The sequence below is a fragment of the Candidatus Flexifilum breve genome (assembly GCF_016713355.1).
In genome coordinates, this window is sequence record NZ_JADJPI010000011.1 from 117,362 (window position 1) to 140,942 (window position 23,581).

Genomic DNA, 23,581 nt, shown 5'->3' on the forward strand with positions numbered 1-23,581 from the left:
AAATGATCTCAGGGCGCACACCCAGGTGCCTCCCTACATCGTGTCCTGACGAACCAGCGGGTTCGCGACTACCCTTCGCTGTCCAGATGATCCTGCGCCTGCTTGATTTTGCGGCGCGTCGGCTCGTGGGCGGGGTCAAGCGCCAGCGCCCGCTCAAAGGCCGCCACCGCGCGTTCGTAGTTTTCGATCATCAGCCATGTGTCGCCGTAATTATGCCAGAACCACGCGTCATCCGGGTTGAACTTCACGGCTTGTTCGTACGCTTCCAGCGCCTGATCCCACTTGCTGAGCGCGGCATACGCCAAGCCCATGCCATTCCACGCCCAACCATACGTTGGTTCAAGGCCGACCGCTTCTTCGTAGCAGTTGACCGCCTGCTGATGTTCGCCCAACCGCCGCAGCACCTGCCCGCGGCGCGCCCACGCGATGGCGTTGCTCGGCAGGGCGTGCGTCGCCAGTTCAATGATGGCGAGCGCGTCTTTCTTTTTGCCCATTTCCAGCAGCAAATCGACTAAGTTGGTGTAGTACCAGATCACGTAGCCGTCTTCGCTGAGCGCGCGTTCGTAGCTGGCGAGCGCTTCTTCGCGCCGACCGAGCGCCTCCAGCGCCAGCCCCCGCCCGTTCCACGCCCACGCATACTTCTGGTTGATGCCGAGCGCCTTGTCATAGGCTTTGAGCGCATCGTCGTGGCGGTCGAGGCGGCGGCAGGCTTGACCGAGCTTCGCCCACGTCTCTGCATGATCCGGGTGCTGGCGCGCCGACTTTTCGAGCGTCTCGGCGGCGGCGCGGAAGTGATTGAGCGCGAGCAGCGTCTCCGCGAGGTTGTACCAGTACCACACGTCGCCGGGGTCGATGTCGGTCGCCTTGCGGAACGACATCAGCGCGTCGTCGTGCCGACCAAGCGCCGCCAGCGTCAACCCGCGCCCGTTCCACGCCCACGCATAATTCGGTTCGTAGTCGGTGGCCGCGGTGTAGGCTTTGAGCGCCTCTTCCTGACGGTCGAGACGGCGGTAGACCTGACCAAGTTTCGCCCACAGCTTGCCGTTCTTGGGATCGGTTTTGAGCGCGTTGTCCAGCAGCACCACCGCCTGTTCCGCCTGATTGAGCGAGAGCAGATTATCGGCTTGCTGCATGAGGTAGAGCGCGTCTTCGGGCGCGGCGGCGGTCGCCTGCTGGAACGATTCGCGCGCGTCGTCGCGCCGACCGAGCGCCTCCAGCGTGATGCCGCGTTCGTTCCACGCCCACGCGTAATCCGGCTCGATTTGCAGCGCGCGGTCATACGCTTTAAGCGCTTCGTCGTAGCGCCCGAGTTGGCGCAGCACGTTGCCGAGGCGCGCCCACGTCCGCGCGTGGTTGGCGTTAACCTGTGTCGCCCGTTCGAGGATCGGCAGCGCTTCGTCATGCCGACCGAGCAGCGCGTACACATTGCCAAGGTTGTACCAGTGCCACACATCCCCCGGCGCGATCTCCGTGGTGCGGCGGTAGCTTTCGAGCGCTTCGGCGTGCCGGCCCAATTGTTCGAGCACGATGCCGCGCCCGTTGAGCGCCCACGCGTAATCCGGTTGTAAGTCGATAGCGCGGTTGTAGGCCGTCAGCGCTTCGTCGAGGCGGCGTAGATAGCGCAGCACCTGCCCCATTTTCGCCCAGCTAAACGCATGCCGGGCATCGACGCGCACAGCTTCCTGCGCCGATTCCAGCGCTTCCTCGTATTCGCGCAAATCCACCAGCAGTTCGGTGATGTTATACCAGTGCCACACTTCTTTCGGTTCGTAGCGCGCCGCCCGCTTGAAGGCGTGCAGGGCTTCCCGGTAGTCGCCGAGCATTTTGAGCACAAGGCCGTAGCCGTTCTGCGCCCAGGCATACGTCGGCTTGAGCCGAATCGCCTGCTGATAGGCTTCCAGCGCCTGCGGGTACTGGTGCAGGTCGCGGTGCAGTTGGCCGAGCTTCGCCCACGTTTCGACGTGCTCCGGGTCGATCTTCAGCGCTTGCTGGAAGTAGCTCAGCGCTTCGCCGGAGCGTTCCATGCTGCGCAGCACATCGGCCTGATTCGTCCAGTTCCACGGGTCGTTGGCGTCGAGTCCGGCGGCGGTCTTGTGACAGGCGAGCGCCTGCTCATAGTCGCCTAAGCGCTCGTAGACGATGCCTTTGCCCTTCCATGACGAAATGTTGTTCGGCTGAATTTCCAGCGCTTTTTCGTAGCACACCAGCGCGTCGTGATAGCGTTCCAGCAGGCGCAGCGTGCGACCTTTGCGCGCCCACGCCCACGAATAGTCCGGTTGCAGCGTCAGCGCCTGCTCATAGGCGATCAGGGCTTCGTCGTAGCGCCGCAGTTCGGTGAGCGAATAGCCCTTGTCGACCAGTTCGCGCGCTTCCAGCGCCTGTCCGGTGATTTCGAGCACGGGCGGCAAGCCCGTCACCCGCGTATAGATGTCCGTCAGCCGATCCGCGACTTCGCTCCACGTCGCCGGGCGCTTGGCGGGGTCTTTTTCGAGGCAGGCGCGCAGCAGGTCGCGCAGTTCCGGTTGATCGGTCGGCAGGGCGGCGAGCGTCGGCGCTTCTTCCAGATGGACGTGCAGCCACGCCTCAAACTTCTTGACCGAGAAGATGGTTTGCCCGGTGAGCATTTCGTAGAGCATGCAGCCGAACGAGTAGATGTCCGAGCGCATGTCCACATCGACCGAGCGGCACTGTTCCGGCGACATGTACGGCGCCGTCCCGATGATCGCGCCGACGCGGGTCAGGCGTTCACTGGCGGGAGCGGCCTCGTCTTCCGTCAGGAAAGTCACCTCTTCGGCTTCGAGCGAGCGCACGAGGCCGAAATCGGTCACTTTGGCGATGCGCTCGTGCGTGACCAGAATGTTGGCGGGTTTGAGGTCGCGGTGCACCAGCCCGGGCACGCGCTGCGTCGCATGCTGCATGCCGAGCGCGATGTGCAGGCCGAATTCCAGCGACTGCTGAATATTCAGGCGCTTATGGTCGATCCAACTGCGCAGGTCGGCTTCGAGTCCGTCCGGCCCGCTGATGTGTTCGAGGATGATGTACGGTTGCCCGCCGATGTTCTGCACCAGCCGCGCCGCCACAATATAACGGTGTTTCTCCAACCGCACCCACGTCAGCGCTTCCTGCATGAAGCGCTTGACCGCGCGGTCATTTTCGAGGAACTTGGTCTGGAACGTCTTGAGCGCCACGGCTTCGCGTTCGTTCCGGTCATAGCACAGGTAGACAACGCCCATGCCGCCGCGCTTGACCAGCACCACCTCATAGCGGTCGCCGATCACGTCGCCCACATCGAAGGCGTCGCTGTCGTCGCGGGTGTGCGGGCGGCGGTGCACCGGCTTGGCGGTGCTGCGCTGCAGCGGCTGGCGCGGCAGTTCGTCAATCGAGATCAGGTCGAGCCGCCGCGCATCGTCGACGCGCGTTTCGCTCACGTTGGAGTCTTCGTCGAGCGGGATGGGCAGGGCGGAGTCGGCGCGCGTCATATCGGCGGCGGTCGCGTCGCTGATGCCCATCGGGCTGTCGCTGTAGGCGACGGTGTGTTCTTCAACAACGGTCGGCTGCAGGGGCTGCGCGCCGCTGCCGGGCAGCAGTTCGCCGCTCGCGCCGCCGCGGTAGGCGGTCAGCATTTCGTTGATCAATTGCACGTCAATCGACGTGCCTTCTTCGAGCAGCGCCGTCTCTTCGTCCATCTCTTCATCGCCCGCCAGTGCCCACAGCACCACGGCGACGTTTTTACGCAGCGGATTGATGCGCGCTACATCGATCAGCCAGTCGGTGTACAGGTCGATGGCGCGGATAGCGGCGGCGCGATCCACATTGGTCTGCGCGTGTTTGAGCGCGCGGCGGTACGCCGTCAGCGTTTTGCCGACGTAGAAGATCAACAGGCGGTCATGCGGGGTGATCGATTGGCGCGCGCACAGGTCGCCGAGGGCGAAGTAATCGTCTGGCTCGGTGCGGCGCAAGGCCACGCGCCCCAACTGCCGAATCTCGCGGTTGGGGTCGGTGGCGAACATGTCGCGCTGGTCGTGCGGGTGGTTCTGACGGAGCAGCCGGTCACCCGCAGTCGGGCTGGTGCGCCCGGTCTGTGGGACAGGAGGGATGGTCATGAATGGGTCGCCTGAGTTTCAAAGCGCAAGCCATTTTCGTCCACATCCACGATGATCGTGTCGCCGGGGACGAAAGTATCTTCGAGAATTTTGGAACTGAGCGGGCGCGTCAAAATGCGCTCGATGGCGCGGCGCAGCGGGCGCGCTCCGTTGACCGGATCATAGCCCTTCTGCAAGATGTATTCGCGCGCCTCATCTTTGATTTCCAGCGTGAGTTTCTGTTCGCGCAGGCGGGCGTACAGCTCTTCGAACTGGCGATCCAGAATCAGGCGCAGCGTTGCCTGCGAGAGTTCGTGGAATACGACCACTTCGTCCACACGGTTGAGGAATTCCGGGCGGAAGTAGCGGCTCAGGTAGGCGGTGTAATCCGGCACGCGCGTTGACCCGGTGAAGCCGATCACCTTGCCCGTCTCTTCCGTGCCGATATTGCTGGTCATGATGAACACCGAATGCCGCGCATCGACGTGGCGCCCGTGCGCGTCGCTCAGGCGGCCTTCGTCGAAGACCTGCAGGAAGATGTCGTAGACTTCCGGCGCGGCCTTTTCGATCTCGTCGAGCAGCACGACCGAGTAGGGCTTGCGGCGCAGCGCATCGGTGAGCTGTCCGCCGCGCTGATTATCCTTGTAGCCGGGCGGCGACCCGATCAAGCGGGCGACGGTGTGCGCATCGTGGAATTCGGACATGTCGAGGCGGATCATCGCTTCGTCGCTGCCGAACAGGAATTCCGCCAGCGCGCGCGCCAGTTCGGTCTTGCCGACGCCGGACGGGCCGAGGAACAGGAAGACGCCAATCGGGCGGTCGGGGTCGCGCAGACCCGCGCGCGCCGTCTTGATCGCGTCGGCGATGGTTTGCACCGCTTCGTCCTGCCCGATCACGCGCTTGTACAGCGTTTTTTCGACTTCGGAGAGACGGCGGCGTTCGTCTTTTGTCAGCTCGTTGAGCGGGATGCCCGTCCATTCGGAGAGCACGGCGGCAATATTCTCCACACGCACTTCTTCCGCCGACTTGGCGTCCGGTTCATCATCCTGAATGGTGCGGATGGTGACGCGTGCGCACGCTTCGTCGAGCAGGTCGAGCGCTTTGTCGGGCAGGCGGCGATCCGGCAGATAGCGCACGGCCATCCGCACGGCGGCTTCGAGCGCTTCCGGGCGAATGGCGACGCCGTGATGCTGTTCCAGCCGCTTGCGCTGCCCGGTCAGAATGGTCAGCGTGTCCGATTCGCTCGGTTCTTCGATGTCGATGGGGCGGAAACGGCGATCCAGCGCCGGATCCTGCGCGATGGCGCGGCGGTATTCTTCGTGCGTGGTCGCGCCGATGCAAATGATCTCGCCGCGCGCCAGCGCTGGTTTGAGGATGTTGGCCGCGTCGAGGTTGCTGTCAATCGTGTCGCCCGCGCCGACGATGGTGTGAATCTCGTCGATGAACAGGATCACATTGCCCGCGCGCGTCGCCTCTTCGACGATGCCGATCAGGCGTTCTTCAAACTGCCCGCGCAGACTCGTGCCCGCGACCAGCGTGCCGATCTCGATTTGCACGATGCGGCGGTTGAGCAGCGACTTGGGCGCGGTGCCGTCGTGGATGGCCCAGGCCAACCCTTCGACCACGGCTGTCTTGCCGACGCCCGCATCGCCGAGCAGCAGCGGATTATTCTTCTTGCTGCGGGCGAGCGTGCGCGCCACCTGCCGGATTTCGCGTTCGCGGGCAATCGCCGGGCTCAGTTTGCCGTCCGCGGCTTGCGCGGAGAGATCGCGCCCATACTTGTCAAGCAGGGGCGTAGGCATGCGGCTGGGCGACGTGTGCCGGGGCGGCGGGTCAATTTCGACCGAGTCTTGCAGGAATTCGTCCGACATGAACTCTTCCATGTCAAACAGGTCGTCGGCGTCATCCGACGCGATGGGGCTGGCGGCGAGTTCCTTCTCGTAGGCTTCGGTGAGCAGCCGCTGCAGCCACTGGTTGACGTTGAAGCCCATCTCCACCAGCTTGCGGATCGGGACGCTCTCGCCTTCCTGCAGCATGGCGAGCAGCACATGCGACTCTTCGACTTCGTCGGCCTCTTCACGGTCGGCGAGGAAGATCGCCAGCGATAAAACCATCTCGGCGCGCGGGGTGAGCGGGAGGATGTTGTCGAGAGCGCCTTCACCCGTCCCCACTTCCCGGCGGATTTCATTCCGCACAGTGCGTGGGGTCAAGCCGGCGCGGCGCAGCAAATTCGAAGTCGCGCCGTTGTCGATTTTGGTCGCCACGATGAAGAGATGCTCGACGCCGACATAGTTATGCCCCAGTCGACGCGATTCTTCCGACGCGGCGGCCAACAATCCCGCGCAGCGTTTACGGATTTCCTTCTCTGGAATATCAGGCGGAGGTGTCACAGGTTCGTCCTGAAATAAGTCGTATACCTGAAGTCTCTGGCAAGTATAACGCAAAGGCGACCCATTCGTGAAAAAGAACTTTTTACCAATTTCGCATTTTCCCGTAGAACTTGCGCACAGCTCTTTTCGTCGGAATGCTATTTCCGACCCCACCCCGAGTTCGGCAACGGGAGCGACCTTACAACATGGTGTAACAGAATGTAGGGGAGGGGCTTGCCCCTCTCGTTAGCGGACGAGGTTTGCCGGTCAGTGCGTAGGATGCCGTGAAAACGGGGTATAGGTCGGTTTTGGGATGTTGCGGACGCGATAAATCGCGTCCCTACGAGAAAACCGTCTTGGTGTAGGGACGCAATTTATTGCGTCCGCTGCCCCCAAAAAGACTTCACGCTATTCTACGGAGCTACCGGTTTGCCTCGCCCCTACAGATGCATCCTGAAAATCAAGTGTCGCCGCCTTAGCCCCGAACTCGAGGAGGGCAGAAAGATAGCGCTCGCCCAACGGGGTAGATTCGTAGGGACGCGCAACGCTCCCGCCCTCCCAAGGCGGGCGTCCTCTTCGATTGTTAGAAGTGTCCCGTCCTCAACCTAAAGGCGAGGGGAGAAAGATAGCACTCGCCATACCTAATGCGTTTTCGTAGGGACGCGCAACGGCGCGTCCGCAGCTTGTAACCTGTTCGCGCGTGGTACTACCCCCGCGGGCGATTTTCGGAATCATTGTAAAGTTACCTAATCACGGTGCGGGATGGGCTGCGGCGCATCTCTTGATGAAGATCAATGATAAAAGGAGCGCTATTTTGGCTGATCAACAGGCTGTGACGCAGTTATTGACCGAAGCGGGCGCGCGCGCCGCCCACTACCTCGCCACCCTTGACGACCGCCCCGTGCAGCCCACCCGCGCGGCGATTGACCGTCTGACCGAACTGGGCGGCGATTTGCCCGTCGCAACAACCGATCCCTTTACGGTCTTACGCCTGCTGGACGAGATTGGTTCACCCGCGACCGTGGCGTCGGCTGGGCGGCGCTTCTTCGGCTTTGTGATTGGCGGCAGCCTGCCCGTCACGGTGGCGGCCAACTGGCTGACGACCGCGTGGGATCAGAATGCGGGGCTGTTCGTCGCCTCGCCGACTGCCGCGCGTCTGGAAGAATACGCGCTGCGTTGGCTGCTCGATCTGCTGCACTTGCCCGCAGAAGCGGCGGGCGCATTCGTCACCGGCACGTCGATGGCGCACGTGACCGGGCTGGCGGCGGCGCGGCATGCGCTGCTGCGGCGGCAGGGCTGGGATGCGGAAAATGATGGCTTGTTCGGCGCGCCGCCGATCAAAGTGGTGCTGAGCGCCGAGGCGCACACCACGCTGATCAAGGCGCTGGCGATTGTCGGCTTCGGGCGCAACAACCTGATCCGCGTGCCGGTGGATAATCAGGGGCGGCTGCGCATCCAAGATCTGCCGCCGCTCGATAGTTCGACGCTGCTGTGCATTCAGGCGGGCAACGTCAATTCCGGCGCATTTGATCCCGTTGACGAACTGTGCGACCGTGCCCGGGCGGCGGGCGCGTGGGCGCATGTCGACGGCGCATTCGGCTTGTGGGCGGCGGTCGTGCCGGAACTGGCGCACCTCGTCAAGGGTGCAGAGAAAGCCGACTCATGGTCGACCGATGCGCACAAATGGCTCAACGTGCCCTATGACAGTGGGCTGCTGTTCTGCCGGGATGCCGATGCCCTGCGCGCGGCGATGTCGGCGCCTGCGGCCTATTTGCCGCAGCAGATCGCCCGGGAACCGTCGCACTACACGCCGGAACTGTCACGGCGGGCGCGCGGCGTCGAGGTGTGGGCGGCGCTGCGGCATCTGGGGCGACAGGGCGTGACCGATCTGGTCGAGCGCTGTTGTCAGTATGCGACCGTCTTTGCCGATGGGCTGCGCGCGGCGGGCTATGAAATCCTCAACGATGTGGTGCTGAATCAAGTGCTGGTGTCGTTCGGCACGCCGGAGGTGACGCACCGCGTTATCAAGCGGATTCAGGAGGACGGCACGGCGTGGTGCGGTGGCACAGTGTGGCAGGGGCGCACGGCCATGCGGATCAGCGTGTCCAGTTGGGCGACCACCGGCGACGACATCGAACGCAGCCTCGAAGCGATGCTGGCCGCCGCGCGGCAGGAGATCGCCGGGAGCTGAAGCGCTAAAAGCGGACATTGATCAGCGTTTTTTAGGGGAATGTTCGCGTGATCTTTTGTGACTAATGCGAATAGTGCGCGTTATAATGATGGCGTGCTGGCATTGGAAAGTCGCAATCGACATGACGAGTGATCCCCTAATCGGAAAACAGCTTGGTGACTACCGCATCGTAGATATTCTGGGGCGGGGGGGAATGGCGCATGTCTACCGGGGCTTCGACAAGAAACTCCAGCGCTATGCGGCGGTCAAGGTTATCGATGCCAACCTGCTGGCCAGCAACGAAAGCGAAGAAGAATATCGCGCGCGCTTTCAACGGGAAGCCCGCGCGATTGCCCATTTGAATCACCCGAACATCGTCGGCGTATACCAGTTTGGCGAGGTCGGGCCGCTCTACTATATGGCGATGGCCTTCATCGAAGGGCGCGACCTCGGCCACATCCTCAAAGATCACGCCGAAGCGGGCACGGCCATGCCGCACCAGCAGGTGATCCAGATCATCCGCGATATTTCCGCCGCGCTCGACCACGCGCATAAGCTCGGCGTCATTCACCGCGACATCAAACCGTCGAACATTATGGTCACCAGCGATGGCCGCGCCGTGCTCACGGATTTCGGCCTCGCCTTAAGTGTCCCCGAAGGCTCGATGGGGAACACCTTCGGCAGCGCGCACTATATCGCGCCGGAGCAGGCGATCTCTTCGGCGAAGGCCGTGCCGCAAAGCGATCTGTATTCGCTCGGCGTGGTGTTGTTTCAGATGCTGACCGGGCGCGTTCCGTTTGATGATCCCTCGGCGATGAGCGTCGCGCTCATGCACCTCAGCGATCCGCCGCCCGCCCCGCGCCAGTTCAATACGCACATTTCGTCGACGGTTGAAAAAGTCATCCTCAAGGCGCTCGAAAAAGAGCCGAGCAAACGCTATCGCACGGGCGAAGCCATGGCGGACGCGCTCGAAGAAGCGCTGCTGGGCAGCGTGCCTGATCCGTCGCATCCATCGAAAGCCCGCTTGGCGAGCGGCGAATATCGCCGTTTTGCGACGCCGTCCAACACGTCGAGCCGCCCGCTCTCACTGACGAAACCGCCCGTGGCTGCGGCGAAGCGCCGCCTGTCACCCATGCTGATCGGCTTTGGCGTGCTGGTCGTCGTGCTCGCCGTGGTCGTCGCGATCTTCGCGTTGAGCCAGCCCGGTGCCGTCACAGCGACGCCCACCGCTCAGGTCGTGCTCGCCGTGACCGAAGACGTTACCCCGACGTCCACGCCCACTTCCCGCCCGACCGAAACCGAACCCAGCGTCGCCGTGACCGAAGAGCCATCGCCCACGCGCCGGGCAACGGTCACGCCGACGGTGATCCCCACCGAGGCCGCGACCGCTGAGGCGACCGCGGAACTCACCGTTGACGTCACCGCCACGCTCACCGGGGACGCCGCGACGCCGGCGGTCGCATGGGTCAACCTGATCTATGACGGCGACGAAATTCTGATCATCAACCAGCAGTCGATCCCCGTCGATCTCCGCGGATTGGTCTTCGTGCAGACGCTTCCCAATGGGCAGACGCGGTCGGCGAATTCCGACAACATGACGGATGATCTCGACCGGATTCGCCTGGTGCAGGAGGAAGACTGCCTGCATTTGTGGCGCTTGGAACTCGGCGACCTGCTCAAGCCGGATGCCTGCCGCGCCCGGCAGGGGTTCCGCGCCATCGGCATCTCCCGGCAGTTCTGGGTCAGCACGCTTCCCGACGCGACCTTTGAAGTCCGCCGCAACAATATTGTGCTGCAAACCTGCCTGATCAGCGCGGGTGAATGCCGCATCCCGCTGTGGGATCGCCAGTCGTAACGCCCACTTCACCCCGGTTCGCTAACGCTCAACTACCCCTCTCCCGAAGTCGAGGGGCAAAAACTTGCTCTTTCACTATGCTTTGGCTCAGGAAATTCTCTCAATACGCGCAAATTGTCTTGTAGGGGGCACGGCCGTGCCCCCTACAACCCACATTCAACTATTTGCTCGATACAACCCAAAACGGGATGGTTCTGTCTCCCCGCCCTGAATTCGGGGAGGGGCCGGCGGTTGACAGGGGTAGGTTTTCAATCGTAGGGACGAGGCATGCCTCGCCCTCCTGTGCCAACCCGGCCGTAACCTTATTTGCTAAAGTGATCTTTTGCGTTCACGGAACACAGGCTTTTTGTCCAATCCAGAGGAAAACAGGACGAGGCATGCCTCGTCCCTACAGGGGGTTTGGCGAAAAAACTCCGCGTTCCATTGGGAAGCATTAAAAACCTACCCCTGACAGGGGCCGGGGGTGGGGGCAGCCGACTGAGGTTGTTATTGCCCCGGCTGTGCCAGCGTGACCGTCGGCGCGGGTGTACCCGTCACGACGATAGTCCGGTTGTTGTTGACCAGCACCGCCGCGATCACATTGGCGATGATCAGCACGGCGAGCGCCAGCAGCAGCAGCCGAATCACGCGCGGGTTGATGGCGGCGCGGGTGATGGCGGGCGGGCGTTCGGGCTTGGGCAGCGCGGCGCGGTTAATCGTGCGGGCATTGTCCAGCAGCCACGTCTTCATCATCTCGGAGGTGATCGTAATCGGATTCGCGGTGATCAGTTCGCGGTATTCGAGACCCCGCAGCGCCGCATTGATCGCGGTCGTGTCGAGGGGATAGTCCGTTTCGACCAGCCACGCTTGCAGCGCCGCTGGCGTGAGCGGGGTGAGCGGATCATCGTACAGCGTGCCGCTGATCGCCGTGAGCGCGAGACGCTCGTTCACCCCCAACCGATCCCAGACATTGCGCAGTGACCCGCGCAGTTCGGCATACAGCCGCGCGGCGATTTTGCGCACATCGTCCAGCGTGATCACATTGAGGTCGGGCGCGTCGTACCAGCGGCGGAAGAACTCATAGCCGAAGCGCTGCGTCAGCGTCGGCTCGCCGCCCGTCTGACGATAGGCCGCGCCGATTACTTCATCCGGCACGACGTAATAGCCGCTCGCCGGGGTGGTCAGCAGCCACTTGACGTCCGGCATCGGCAGATTGCCCAACCGCAGCATATGCTGGTACGACACGAGCGCGCCGAACTCGCTGATCTGGTCTTCAAACTCGGTATCCAGCGTGAATACGAATTGCAGTTGGCGGTACTTCTTGAGCAGTTCGACGAAGAAGTCGAGCAGGTCGGCGGGGAGCGTCCCCGTCTTGATTTCCAGCAGCAGGCGGTCGGCGTCGTCGAACAGGAAGATCAATTGGCGTGTGGGGCGGATCGTGGCGAAGATGTGCGGCAGAAACACTGTATCCAGCCACAGGCGCATATCCGCGCCGGGCGCTTCGATCATCGATAGGCGGCTGAGCGTGAAGCCGCGTTCGATCAGCACCGCCGTCACTGACTGCGCCAGGTCGAGCAGCCACGCCGCCTCATGGGTGATTTCTTGGTCGCGCAGTGGGATGATCGGGCAGATGGCCGTCTCGTTGTGCAGCGCGGCGAGGGCGTGGAGCAGCGCGGTCTTGCCGACTCCCTGCCGCCCCAGAAACAGAAAGGCGTGCTGGCGTCCCGGGTCTGAGGTCAAACCGTACAGCCGCCCGAAGGCGTCCTGACGTCCGGCAAAGGGTGCGACGCTCACGTCGCCGTCGAGATGGTAGGGGTTGGTCGGAGAGTCGTTGTTCATAGGGTTGATTATAGCCATTTTTGCAGATCCGGCATCTGCGTGGGCGGCGAGTATTATCCTTCGACTCTGGGACAGCGGACGCAATTCATTGCGTCCGCCAAATCCCAAAAGCGATCTGTAAACCACCGCACGCTGCCCCTCTTTAGTCTGCGAATCGCTGGTGTATAATGCGCCCGTCTGAAAGAAGGGCTGCATAGTGAACGACCATATCTCTGCTGTAGCACTCGTCGGCATGCCGGGGTCAGGTAAATCGGTGTGCGCGGCGCATTTCCAACATCGCGGATTCTATCAGTTCCGCTTCGGTCAAATTGTCGTCGATGAAGTGGCGCGGCGCGGGTGGCCGCTCACGCCGGAGAACGAACGGGTTGTGCGCGAACAGTTCCGCGCGGAAGAAGGCATGGCGGCGATCGCGCGGCGGGCGCTGCCGTACTTGCAGGACGCGCTGACCCGGAACAACACCGTTGTCATGGATGGGCTGTACAGCTTTAGCGAATACAAGATGCTGCGCGAAGTCTTTGGCGCGAACATGGTGCTGATCGCCGTGGTGTGCGAGCGCGGGCTGCGCTATCAGCGTTTGGCGACGCGTGCCGAACGCCCGCTCACGGCGGCGGAGGCCGAACGCCGCGATCATCTGGAGATCGAAAATCTCGAAAAGGGCGGTTCCATCGCCATTGCCGATTTTACGCTGCTCAACAACGGTACATCTGATGAGCTGATCGCCGGGGTCGATGCGCTGATCGCCCGTCTGGGGATCATGCCCTAATTCTTTGACAATGACGGCGCAGCTTTCTATACTCCCGTTGGAATCCTGTTTGCCTCTCGCGGAGTGTAGAGCGTTGCGCCGACTGCTTGTCCTCCTCATCACGTTGATCCTGACCGCGGGCAGCGCGACGGCTCAAACGGTAATGCCGCAGCCGGGCGATCCCCCCAATGCCGCGCTCATCAGCATCTCCGCGCCGGATGCTTCCGGCGAAGTCACGATTCAAGGCGTAACCGGCGCAATTTTCCCCAATGCTAACGTCATCATTCGCAATCTGTACACGCAGGAAACAGTCAGCGCACGCACGGGCGTAACCGGGAGTTTTGGCGCGCGGATTCGCGGCGATGGCAACACGCCGTTCTGGATCAGCCCGACCGTGCAAACGGTGACCGAAGCGCAGCGTGACCAGCTCGGCTCGCTGCCCGGCGGCGCGGGCGTGATCATCTATGGCGCATACCCGACGACCGACGCGCCGACGCCGCTGCCGATCACCGCGCTGGCGGTGGATGGTGAGGGTGCCGATTGGTCGCGCTTTACGGAGGCGTCCGTCGCGTCGGGTGTGTCCGCGCTGCGCAACACGAACTCGCTCTATACCCTGATCACCGCTTTTCCCGATAACTATGTGCGCCTTGAGGTGCGCTTCACCGTCGATACCGTCACCTATGGTGTGACGCTCGACCCGCGGCAGGTGCAGCCCGCGGCGCTGGAACGCATCAATCCGTCGGTGCGCGCGCTCGGCCCGTTGGCGGTGGCCGCGCGGCAGGCCAGCGCCATCGAACTACGTATTCCCTTCACGTTTACGCCGCGCTCCGACAACGTGCGCCTCGAGTCGATCAGCTTTTACGATGACGCGGGGGCGACGCTGCTGGATGTGCCCGTGGCGCAGGCGTTGGAACGCCGCGACGAAATCGACGGCGTATTCCGTCCGCAGGGGGTGCTCGGCGGCGCGCGCTTCACATTGGGTGGGACGCTGGCGCGCGGCGCGGCGACCTGGACCGCCGTCGGACGCGCCGAATCGGTCGAGCTGACGCCGGGGCAAACGCTCCGCGTCGAACTCGACGTGCGCTTACAAGCCGCCGATGTCCCCGCCGATCTGCAAATGATCGGCACGCTGGCCCTTCAGCCTGTCGCGCTCGATCAGGGTGGGACGGTGCGCGTGGTCAGCGATGCCCGGACCAATAACGGTTGGTCGTCGGTGCGCACGGCCAGCGGCCTCGCCATCGACAACCTCAACGCCAGCGTGCCGCTCGGCGAAGCGGTCGCCGAACCGTATCAACTAGTGCGCGAGGATGCGCATCTGCTGTTCCCGCTCGATTTTGCGCTCACCCTGCCCGCCGACCTCACGCCGGGGCTGTATGTCCCGGTCTTTCGCGGGTTTGCGCAAAGCCCGGATGGCACCCGCGTCAGTTGGAATGCGAACGGCGTATTCGGCACGGGCGAGGGCGTCTTTCCTGACGACAGCCTCACGCGCCTGCCGCTCGTCGTCAACGTCGGCGCGGTGAGCAGCGCGCATTTGCTGTGGACGCTGTTCATGGACGACCCGAGCGACGGCAGCCGCGGCGTACTCGCGGACGAAGATCGCAATCACGCGGCGCTCTCCAACCGCACGCGCTTCAACAGCCGCACGTATATTCTGCCGCCGGGTACGTACTCCCTCGAACCGTCGCTGCTCAACCAGATGGCGAATCTGTACACGTATACAGGCGAGCCGCTCGTCCCGTTCAAGTTTCCGAGTGGATCGCTGACGGTGAGCGTCACACGCCCGGATCGCTCGGTGGATGATCTCGGCACGCAGCCGATCCTCCAGAGCAGCCTTTCGTCAACCGCTTTCGACGAGCGGACGCGCTTCGGCGCGCAGTCCCCCGTCGATATCTACAGCCTGACCACCCTCAACCCGGCGCTGACCGATTACGTCTTCGATCAGTACGGCGATTACCAGATCAGCCTGACGGGGGAACTGGAAGACCTGTGGGGCAATCACTACACGGGCGGCGGCACGTACCGCGTGACCATCGCCGAACCGCTCGACCTGACGCCGGGCGTTGTCCCCGGCACGCCGTTTGAAGTCGGCGACGCCTTCAACCCCGGCCTGATCATTGCGCCGGGCGTGTCTGCCGATGTCGACGTGCGCCTGCGCATTTTCCCGCTGACGGGTCAGAGCCGACCAGAGTATCGACTGGATGGTCGTACCAACCGCTTTGGGACGTTCCAACCCGCGGGCGAAAGCTATCGTTTTGACACACCCGGCGAATACCTCGTCGATTATGAAGCGCGCTTCCGTGATCGGCAGGGGCGCTTATGGGCGGCCAGCCTGCGCAGCGCGGGCGTGATCGCTTCGGCAGATGCCAGCGTGATTCTGCATGGCGAACGCGGCCTGCCCGATCAACCAGCGGAACTGCGCCCGGCGTGGTTTGAACTACCGCAGTATTCGAGCGTGCTCGGCGTGGAAGCGGCGGAAGCCCAGTTGAACATGCCGTATTTCAGCGGTGACAGCGCGTTGATCGGCGACGACGACTTCGCCGGGCTGCATCTCGCGCTGCGCGTGCAGGATCTCGACGGCGCGTATCAAAGCGCGCTTTTGAACGCTTTCCCCGCGGCGCAGTCGGCGCAGGCCATGCCGCTCACGCAGTTGGCGGCGGAAGATGAACTGCCGATCATCGGCTTGAACGTGCCCGATTCGGCCTACGCCTATCTGAGCGCGGTGCGCCCCGGCATCACCGTGCGCCAATTGGTCATCGGCGATCAGGGGACGGATACCGGACTCCCGCTGTACTGGGACTCCGACGACCCGCACAATCAGCAGATCGGTGCGGGCAGCGGCGGCGAACTCCCCGGCGACTACATCTTCCTGTTCGGCGGCGTGATTCTGCGCGAAGCCGAGGTGAGCACCGCCGCGATCTACGGCGCGGTCGCCACGGTGATCGCGGATGAGCGCGATTCTGCTACGGTGCCGCCCGGACGTCGCCCGATCCTCGTGCTGCCCGATGCCAGCTATGACATGCTCGTCTACCCGACCGCGCTGCGCCCGGGGGCGATCATCGTTGAGGGCGAAACCGTGAGTATGGGCGGGCAGGTCGCGCCCACGCTGCCCGCGGACGTGGCCATCACGGTGACCGCGCCGAGCGGTCGCCAATTCCAGTACACGGCGACGGCCAACGCGGTCGGTTATTTCTACCTGCCGGATGCAGCCTTCACCGCCGACGAGATCGGCGTGTGGACGGCGACCATCAGCGCGAGCTATGGCGGCGCGGCCTCGGTCGGCATTATCGACCCGATCAGCGGGGGCGTGGTCGGCGCGGATGGCGGCAGCTTCGCCTTCTACGTCGTGCCGCGCAATGTCGAACTGCTGCCGTGGAACACCAACCTGCAGGACACGCCCATCCCGGTGGCGATTCAGTACAACTTCAATTTTGTGTTCCCCGATGATTGGACGGACATTCGCGTTTTCGAAACGCTGACCATGCCCGGCCATATCCTCGAAGATGGCGAACTGCGCATCTCCGGGCGCAGCTTCACGTATACGCTCAACCCGTCGCGTTTGACCGCCGCCTTCCCAAATCTGGAGAATGATGCGAACACCCGGGGAGCCTGGGCGAGCGATGCGCGCGTGCTGACGTTTGTCGTGCTCGGCACGAACGGCGCGGGGCAGCCGGATATGCAGGTGCGCCAATTCACGATTCTCCATGACCGCTTGGTCAGCTTTGAGTAAGTATCTGAGGACACCGACCCCATGAAACCAGTCTTTCTCAGCTACTGCTCGCACCATCGCTCCACACTGCTCGGCGGCGGGTTGATGCTGATCGCGCTCATCATGATCGCGTCGGCGTTCGTCGCGCCGGAGCACACCCTTGCGCAGACCGGGGCGACGCCGACGCCGCTGCCGCTCTACGCGCTGCCCGATGCGCGGACGAATCGTGCCTATGTGAGCAGCAGCATCGCCCTGGCGACCGATGGGCGCACGCTCGTCGCCGCCAACCTGATCAACAATACGGCGACCATCAGCGTGCCGACGTTCAGCGAAGTCGTCGCGGAAATTCCGGTTGGGCGCGATCCGCGCTCAGCCGCCATCACCGCCGACGATGCCCACGCGCTGATCACCAATCGTGCCGACGGCACGCTCTCGGTCATCAACATGGCGGAGGCCATTGTCACGGCGACCATTTCACTGGGCGCGGGCACGCTGCCCTACGCCGTGGTCACCGATAACAATACGACCGCCTACGTGTCGCTGATGGGCAGCAGTCAGGTTGCGCGCGTCGATGTCGTCAATGGGCGTGTACTGGCGGTGCTCGACGTGCCTGCCGCGCCCGCTGGCCTCACGCTGTGGGGCGACTTCCTGTACGTCACGCATTTTTGGAGCGGCGAACTCACGCTGATCTACGTGCCGACGTGGAGCATCGTCCGGACGATCGCTACGGGCGCGGATGTCGGCGTGTTTCAGTCGATTGAGCTGGATACCACGCGCGGCTTCGGCTACCTGCCGCAAACGCGCCTGAACGCCCAGAACCTCACGCCGACCTATGACACACTGGCCTTCCCGGTCGTCAACGTGGTCGATCTGCGCTCGTTGAGCGTGCTGTCCGGGCAGCAAATTCCGCTGGATGTGGCGGATCGCCCGGTCAACATGCCATTTGCCGCCGCCGTCGACCGTTTCAACCAGCGAATTTACGTGATCAATGCGGGCAGCGACGATCTCTCGGTCATCGACCTGACGACCGGGCGGGCGCGCGCCAACCTCCGCTTAGAAGCTAACCCGCGCGGCGTGCTGCTCAATCGCGATAACACGCGCTTGTATGTGCACAGCGCGCTCGAAGGCACAATCACGACCATCACTACGTCCGATTTGCAGATCGAAGATGTGATGCCCATCGTCAATCTGACCACGCCAATTGACCAGCTCATCGGCGCGCAGTTGTTTCACTCGGCGGTCGATCCGCGCCTTGCCAGCGATCATCAGATTAGCTGCGCCACCTGCCACTTTGACGGCCTATCCGATGGCCGCGTGTGGCTCGGCTTTGCCGATGGTCCGCGCAACACCCCCGTGCTCTACGCGCTGCCCGAAACGGTGCCGTATACGTGGTCGGGCACGTGGGATGAACTGGCGGACGTTGAACTCAAGATCCGCGGATTGCAGGCGGGCGCGGGTTTGTTGGAGGGTGAGGTTGTGAGCGCCGATCCGCTCAATCTGGCGCACGCGGGGCTGTCGCTCGATCTCGACACGCTGACGCAGTATCTCGCGACTCTGAACGCGCCGCGCTCCCCCCTCCCGGTCGATGAGGCGCAGGTCAACCGCGGGGCAGAGATTTTCGCCGCGCAGGGCTGCGCCGAATGTCACGTGGGCAGCGCGGGGACGAACCTGCAAGCCTACGACGTTGGCACAGGCGCATCACCGCTGGAAACGCACGGCGTGGCCTTCGACACGCCGACGCTGCGCTGGTTGTGGTTGAGCGCGCCCTATTTCCATGACGGTTCGGCGGCGACGCTGCGGCAGGTGTTCGAACTGCCCGGTCGCCACCAGTTGATCTTCACCGTCGCCCCAGCGGATATCGATGCGCTGGTCTACTACTTGCAGCGGTTGCCCCGTTGACCGCTTGGGAGTCACTTGGCTGATGCTGCGACGCACGCTCGATTCGCTGATTTCTCGCGTCTGGCTGCGCGGGGGATGGCGCGGCGGGTTTTGTTCGGGCCGTATCAGGGCCTCACCTTTGGCCTGAGCGCGCCGATGGCGACCCGCCACAGCGTCTACTTTCGCGCCTACGAGCCGAATGTGCAGGCGATGCTCGACGCGTGGGTGCGCCCCGGCATGACGGTCTACGTCGTCGGCGCGCATGTTGGGCTGCATGTTCTCTACTGTGCCAAGCGGCTCGGCGGTCAGGGCAAGGTGGTGGCGTTTGAGGGCTGGCAGGAGAATTTTGAAGGCTTGCTCTGGAATGTCCGCCTGAATCCGCAGTTGGCGGCGCGCATTGAGCCGGTCAACGTGTGCATTGCCCGTGAACCCGGCACGGTGCTGATGGAACAGGGCGGTTCGGACGGCAAGCATCACATCGCCGACACGGCGAGTGGGCGCACGGTCGAAGTGGCCGCCGTCAGTCTGGACGCCTACTTTGCCGAGCACACTGACCCGCCGGGGCTGCTGCTGATCGATATCGAAGGCTTTGAACTCCCGGCCTTACAGGGTGGCGAAGCCCTGATCGCCGCCTGCCAACCCACGTTGATCCTCGAACATCACAACCGCCAAGCCGAACTGCTCGACTGGCTGCGGGCGCACGACTACACGGTGCACGTTCAGGACAAGCGCCACATTCTGGCGGTGAGCCGGGCGCGGGCGTGATCTGCCTACACTGTCGGATTGAAACTTTAATTTCACCGTTAGACAATTTACAATTTAACGCTTGCTAAATCTCCCGTGCCGCGCTATATTATTGATGATGTGTATCATAAATATTGCGGCAAACAGAGGTGTCGATGAGCGCGAGCGCCGCCATGCAGGAGTATCTGGCAGAGGCGTACCGCATTGCCTACTATCAGGGCGATAACCCGTACATTTCCACGTCCGCGCTGGCGACCGCGTTAGGGCACTCCGCCCCGGCGATCACGCGCATGGTGCAGCGGCTTAAAGAAGCGGGGTACGTCGAACATGAGCCGTATCGCGGGATTTCGCTCACCACCGCGGGCGAGCGCGAAGCCTTGCTGAACATCCGCCGGCATCGACTGGTGGAGGTGTTTCTCGTCAAGGTGATGGGCTTTGGCTGGCATGAAGTCCACGATCAGGCCGACGAGCTCGGCGAAGTGGTCAGCGACACGGTGGTTGCGCGCATGGAACACATGGCGGACTTCCCGCGCCGCTGCCCGCATGGGGAACCGATCCCAACCGCAGAAGGGCACATGCCGCGCGTGGTTGATTTCCCGCTCAGCGAAGCGCCCGTCGATGTCGATTATGTCATCAGCCGCGTGAATACGCATGCTGCCGAAATGCTCGCCTATATCGGGCAGATCGGGCTGCTCCCCGGCACGCGCTTCCGCTTGCTCAGCCGCGCGCCGTTCAATGGCCCGCTGCAGCTCGCCATCGGCGATGTGAAGCAGGTGATCGGGCATGAACTCGCCGGTGTGCTCCGCGTGTGTCACCCCGATCAATTCGATTTGCGCTAACCGGCGTTAGGGCTGCGTCGTGGCTTCCGCCGTCGCTTCGGCAGTCGCCTCCGCCGCGGACTGCGCGGCCTCGATGACCGCCGTCAGTACGTCGTACGCTGGCGCGCCCTGATCATAACTGACCCCGTCGTAAACAATCGGTTCTGGTTCACCTTCGCCATAGCGGATCAACACCGCGGGCGTGCCGCTAATCGCGTTGTCACGCCCGAACTGCACATCCGTCTGCCACTGCATGGCCGTGGGTAGGCAGGTCGCCATCGCGTCAAAGTCGAGGTTCAGCGCTTCGATGGCGCGGAAGGGCACCAGACTGTCGTATAAACCCGTCTCCGCATAGTGATAATAGAGCGCATGTGCCTGCCAGAACGTGCCTGCCTGCGCGTTATCCGCGCATTCCGCCAGCGCGGCCATCACTGCCGTGAGCTGACCGCCCGCCGTCGGGAAGATGCGGAATTCGAACTTGGCTTGTCCGGTCGCCACATAGTCGAGGATGAACTGATCCATCGCCGGGTGATAGTCGACGCAGTGCGGGCACACCCAGTCCGCGAATTCGATCACCGTGATCGGCGCATCCGGATCGCCGAGGACATACGCGCCATCAGCGGTGCGACTCTGTGGCAGATCGGTGTACGCCAGCGTGTCGGCGACCAGCGCGGCGGGTGCATCGGTGATCGGCTCTGTCAGCAGTTGGAACGCGCCGACGGTGTCATCCGCGCCGCGCGCGCGCACGCGATAGGTACCGCTCTCGGTGACCTGATGCAGCAGATACGTGGAATTCTGCCCGGCTTCGGTGCTGGCATGCGCGACAATGCCGCCCGACGGCGCATACACAAACAGCAGCGGCGATAGGCCGTCCGCGCCTTGAATCACGGCCAGCAGGCTCGTCCCGGCTTCGAGATCGAGTTCATATTCTAAGAACGCGGCTTCCGCGGTGATTTCTCCCTGCTGCACCTCTTGGGCGAAGGCGGGAAGGACGAACAGCAAACAACTGACGACCAGCGTCAGGATCAACAAACGGCGCAGCATAGACTAAGCTCCTCTTTGATTTTGCGAGGATTATAGCGGGGAAATGCGCAAACCGGGCACACCATTCCGTATGTCCGGTTTGCCGATGTGGAGATAGTTCTTAAGCAGCTTTCCGAAAGTCCGTGTGTAGGGGCAGACCTCTGTGTCTGCCCGTTTTCGGGCGCACACACAGGTGCGCCCCTACGATTCCAGCTTCGGTTGTTTACCCGATACCGCGGTTAGCCGCTGATCACGCTCACGGCTTCCAGACAATCGGCTGGAGGTCGATATCGATCAGATCGGGCGGCAGGATCGTCATGGGCGGCAGGTCATCGCACAGCGACGGCACCATCTCGATCACATCACCGCTGTTGACCCACCCGTAGAACACGCCCGCGGCGCCCTCATAGCGCACGTGATACCAGCGCGTCCCCTGCGGATCCGTGGCGGCGAAGGCAGCGTCAACGCGACCGGGGCCGGGCGCCAGGGCGACCACTTCCAGCGGATTGCTCAGATAATCCTTGAACAGGTAGACGCCGGGGCCGTTATACGGGATGAGCGCTTGACACTGGCTGTAGTTGGTCGGCTTGTAGATGGGGAGATCCGCGCAATTGCCAGACGTAACCACCTCGTCGCTGTCAATCCATGCGCCATCCACGTTGTACCAGAGATGCCCGTTCGCGTCGTAGTCGATGCCGACAGCCGTATAGACAGCCCCGGGGTTCCCGCCCGCGTACAGCCCCGCGCCATCATGGGATGGGGCGGCCCATAACCCTGCGCCATCGCCAATCGTCGTGATCACACATTCGCCGAGCGGTTCCTGGGGCGGAGCCTCGGGGAGATCCGTACACGCCCCCGGATTGATGAACGGCTGATTGCTGCCATTGACCCAACCGTGATAGGCGGTGACGTAGTACCACACGTTTTGATTGGCGTCATGGGTCGCGGCGGTGACGTTAACGCCAGCCCCCGGGCCAACCGAGCCAATGACTTCGGCATCAGGCGCGGGATTCTTCAACAGGTCAACCGCCGTGGTTAGCCAGAGCTGGCAAGCATCGTATTCGGAAGCGGGGGGCAGCGTCAGATTGGTGCAGGCCCCGCTGGCCATGACCTCGGCACTGTCCGCCCAGACTGAATAGGCCGCATACCACATATGGCCGTCGAGATCCACGCCGACCCCGGTCGCTTCAATGACTGAACCGGCGGGCAGCACCGTGGCAGTCGCTGGATCGTGGTGCTGCATCACCCAATACAACGACAGGGTTTGACCGGGCAGCGTCGTCAGCATGCATTTGCCGAAGATGTCTTCTAGCGATATTTCTTCGACGGTGATCTGGTCGATGGGGCTGAACAGACGCGTGAAGGTCAGGTTATTAAAGGTGCAGTTGCCCGCCGTAGTGACATCAATACCGCGCAGCCAACCGGGCGCCACCTGATACCACAGATCGCCGCGCGAATCGGTGTGGACATTCGCCGCCGGGAGATAGGCGCCGTGCGGCAGCGTTTCGACCTGCGCGGCGTCGGGCAGCGCTTCGCTGAACACGGTTGCGCCCGCTTCCGCCGTGACAATCACCACACACACGGGTTCATCGGCGCGGGGCGGCGTGGTCGGTGGCGCGCCGAGGTTCGCGCAGTCGCCGTGCGCGACCGTCACCGCGCCGGAGACCCAACCTAAGCCCTGCAGTCGTCCTGCGCCAAAGCCGAGCGCGCCATACCATGGCGTATTGCTCGCGTCGAACACCACATACAGCGGCGCGAACTGTTCGCCCGGGCGCAGCGCATCGATTACGTTGGCGCGGCTGCGGTCGTCGGGGACGCCGTCGCGCACGTTCACATTCTCCGAGCCGCGATTCGCCACCAGACAGCGGTCGTCGACCCACCACACAAAGACAGGTTGAGCGCGTTCCGGCGGTGGTGTTCCGGCGGGTTGTTCACCGCCTTGATCGGTCGGGCAGCCTTCGGTGAAACCCGTCCCCGGCTGATCGGGACAGCGGTCGACGAAGTCCTGCACGCCGTCACCGTCGCGGTCAGCCACCGGGCCAGAAATAGGCGTCGCCGTCGCCAGCGGACAGCCGCCGTTTTCGCGCGGGCCAGCGACATCCGGGCAGCGGTCAGCGATGTTGGGTAGACCGTCGCCATCACGGTCATCCGGGTTGACCCGTTGGGCGAAACCACCCGTCGCCAGCGTCAGCAGGGTCAGGAGTGCCACCATGAGGATGATGATTCGATAGGATCGCATGAGATAGTCTCCGATACTATGACATATCTCCATTGTGAAAACGGATCGTCTAGAGATCGTGTATTTCGGAGGCTGATGGGGCACTGGCGGCAGATTTTACGAAATGCGGAAATGCAGTTGGCTCGGGAGTGGTGCGG

The 23,581-nt window shown here is 63.1% G+C and carries 12 protein-coding genes; 7 read left to right on the top strand and 5 right to left on the bottom strand.

Annotated elements, in window-relative coordinates:
- Positions 1-68: 68 nt before the first annotated feature.
- Positions 69-4,103, bottom strand: coding sequence for a serine/threonine-protein kinase (locus tag IPK17_RS12360; protein ID WP_343417993.1), 4,035 nt, complete (start codon positions 4,101-4,103; stop codon positions 69-71).
- Positions 4,100-6,472, bottom strand: coding sequence for an ATP-dependent Clp protease ATP-binding subunit (locus IPK17_RS12365; RefSeq protein WP_343417994.1), 2,373 nt, complete (start codon positions 6,470-6,472; stop codon positions 4,100-4,102). The genes IPK17_RS12360 and IPK17_RS12365 overlap by 4 nt, the downstream gene beginning before the upstream one ends.
- 793 nt (positions 6,473-7,265) lie before the next feature.
- Between IPK17_RS12365 and IPK17_RS12370 the strand changes: the two genes are divergently transcribed.
- A complete protein-coding gene (locus tag IPK17_RS12370; RefSeq protein WP_343417995.1) occupies positions 7,266-8,642 on the top strand; it encodes a pyridoxal phosphate-dependent decarboxylase family protein in 1,377 nt (458 codons plus the stop codon).
- A gap of 121 nt (positions 8,643-8,763) precedes the next feature.
- Positions 8,764-10,476 carry a protein kinase domain-containing protein gene (locus IPK17_RS12375; protein ID WP_343417996.1) on the top strand — a complete coding sequence of 571 codons (1,713 nt, stop codon included), beginning with the start codon at positions 8,764-8,766 and terminating at the stop codon, positions 10,474-10,476.
- A 486-nt stretch (positions 10,477-10,962) separates the two neighbouring features.
- Here IPK17_RS12375 and IPK17_RS12380 read toward each other — a convergent pair whose 3' ends face one another.
- Positions 10,963-12,294: a hypothetical protein gene (locus tag IPK17_RS12380; RefSeq protein ID WP_343417997.1), complete on the bottom strand. Its 1,332-nt coding sequence runs from the start codon at positions 12,292-12,294 to the stop codon at positions 10,963-10,965.
- A gap of 196 nt (positions 12,295-12,490) precedes the next feature.
- Here IPK17_RS12380 and IPK17_RS12385 point away from each other — a divergent pair, with 196 nt between their 5' ends.
- The 5 genes from IPK17_RS12385 (at position 12,491) to IPK17_RS12405 (ending at position 20,203) form a co-directional block, all read left to right on the top strand.
- Positions 12,491-13,057: an AAA family ATPase gene (locus IPK17_RS12385; RefSeq protein ID WP_343417998.1), complete on the top strand. Its 567-nt coding sequence runs from the start codon at positions 12,491-12,493 to the stop codon at positions 13,055-13,057.
- 73 nt (positions 13,058-13,130) lie between these two features.
- Positions 13,131-16,763: a hypothetical protein gene (locus IPK17_RS12390; RefSeq protein ID WP_343417999.1), complete on the top strand. Its 3,633-nt coding sequence runs from the start codon at positions 13,131-13,133 to the stop codon at positions 16,761-16,763.
- Between the two features lie 21 nt (positions 16,764-16,784).
- Positions 16,785-18,641 (top strand): cytochrome c peroxidase, encoded by a 1,857-nt coding sequence (locus tag IPK17_RS12395; protein ID WP_343418000.1) that lies wholly within the window; start codon positions 16,785-16,787, stop codon positions 18,639-18,641.
- A 15-nt stretch (positions 18,642-18,656) separates the two neighbouring features.
- On the top strand, positions 18,657-19,385 hold the full coding sequence (locus IPK17_RS12400; RefSeq protein ID WP_343418001.1) for an FkbM family methyltransferase: 729 nt from the start codon (positions 18,657-18,659) through the stop codon (positions 19,383-19,385).
- Between the two features lie 134 nt (positions 19,386-19,519).
- Entirely contained in the window at positions 19,520-20,203 is a 684-nt protein-coding gene (locus tag IPK17_RS12405; protein ID WP_343418002.1) for a metal-dependent transcriptional regulator, read from the top strand.
- Between the two features lie 6 nt (positions 20,204-20,209).
- On the opposite strand, the gene IPK17_RS12410 is transcribed toward IPK17_RS12405, so the two are convergent.
- Positions 20,210-21,226: a thioredoxin domain-containing protein gene (locus IPK17_RS12410; protein WP_343418003.1), complete on the bottom strand. Its 1,017-nt coding sequence runs from the start codon at positions 21,224-21,226 to the stop codon at positions 20,210-20,212.
- 235 nt (positions 21,227-21,461) lie between these two features.
- Positions 21,462-23,444, bottom strand: a complete 1,983-nt coding sequence (locus tag IPK17_RS12415) for an SH3 domain-containing protein (protein WP_343418004.1) — start codon at positions 23,442-23,444, stop codon at positions 21,462-21,464.
- Positions 23,445-23,581 lie beyond the last annotated feature (137 nt).

Excerpts from the sequence above, each read along its gene's own strand:
- IPK17_RS12360 (WP_343417993.1), bottom strand. The coding sequence starts at position 4,103 with ATGACCATCCCTCCTGTCCCACAGACCGGGCGCACCAGCCCGACTGCG.
- IPK17_RS12375 (WP_343417996.1), top strand. The coding sequence starts at position 8,764 with ATGACGAGTGATCCCCTAATCGGAAAACAGCTTGGTGACTACCGCATC.
- IPK17_RS12380 (WP_343417997.1), bottom strand. The coding sequence starts at position 12,294 with ATGAACAACGACTCTCCGACCAACCCCTACCATCTCGACGGCGACGTG.
- IPK17_RS12395 (WP_343418000.1), top strand. The coding sequence starts at position 16,785 with ATGAAACCAGTCTTTCTCAGCTACTGCTCGCACCATCGCTCCACACTG.
- IPK17_RS12405 (WP_343418002.1), top strand. The coding sequence starts at position 19,520 with ATGAGCGCGAGCGCCGCCATGCAGGAGTATCTGGCAGAGGCGTACCGC.
- IPK17_RS12410 (WP_343418003.1), bottom strand. The coding sequence starts at position 21,226 with ATGCTGCGCCGTTTGTTGATCCTGACGCTGGTCGTCAGTTGTTTGCTG.
- IPK17_RS12415 (WP_343418004.1), bottom strand. The coding sequence starts at position 23,444 with ATGCGATCCTATCGAATCATCATCCTCATGGTGGCACTCCTGACCCTG.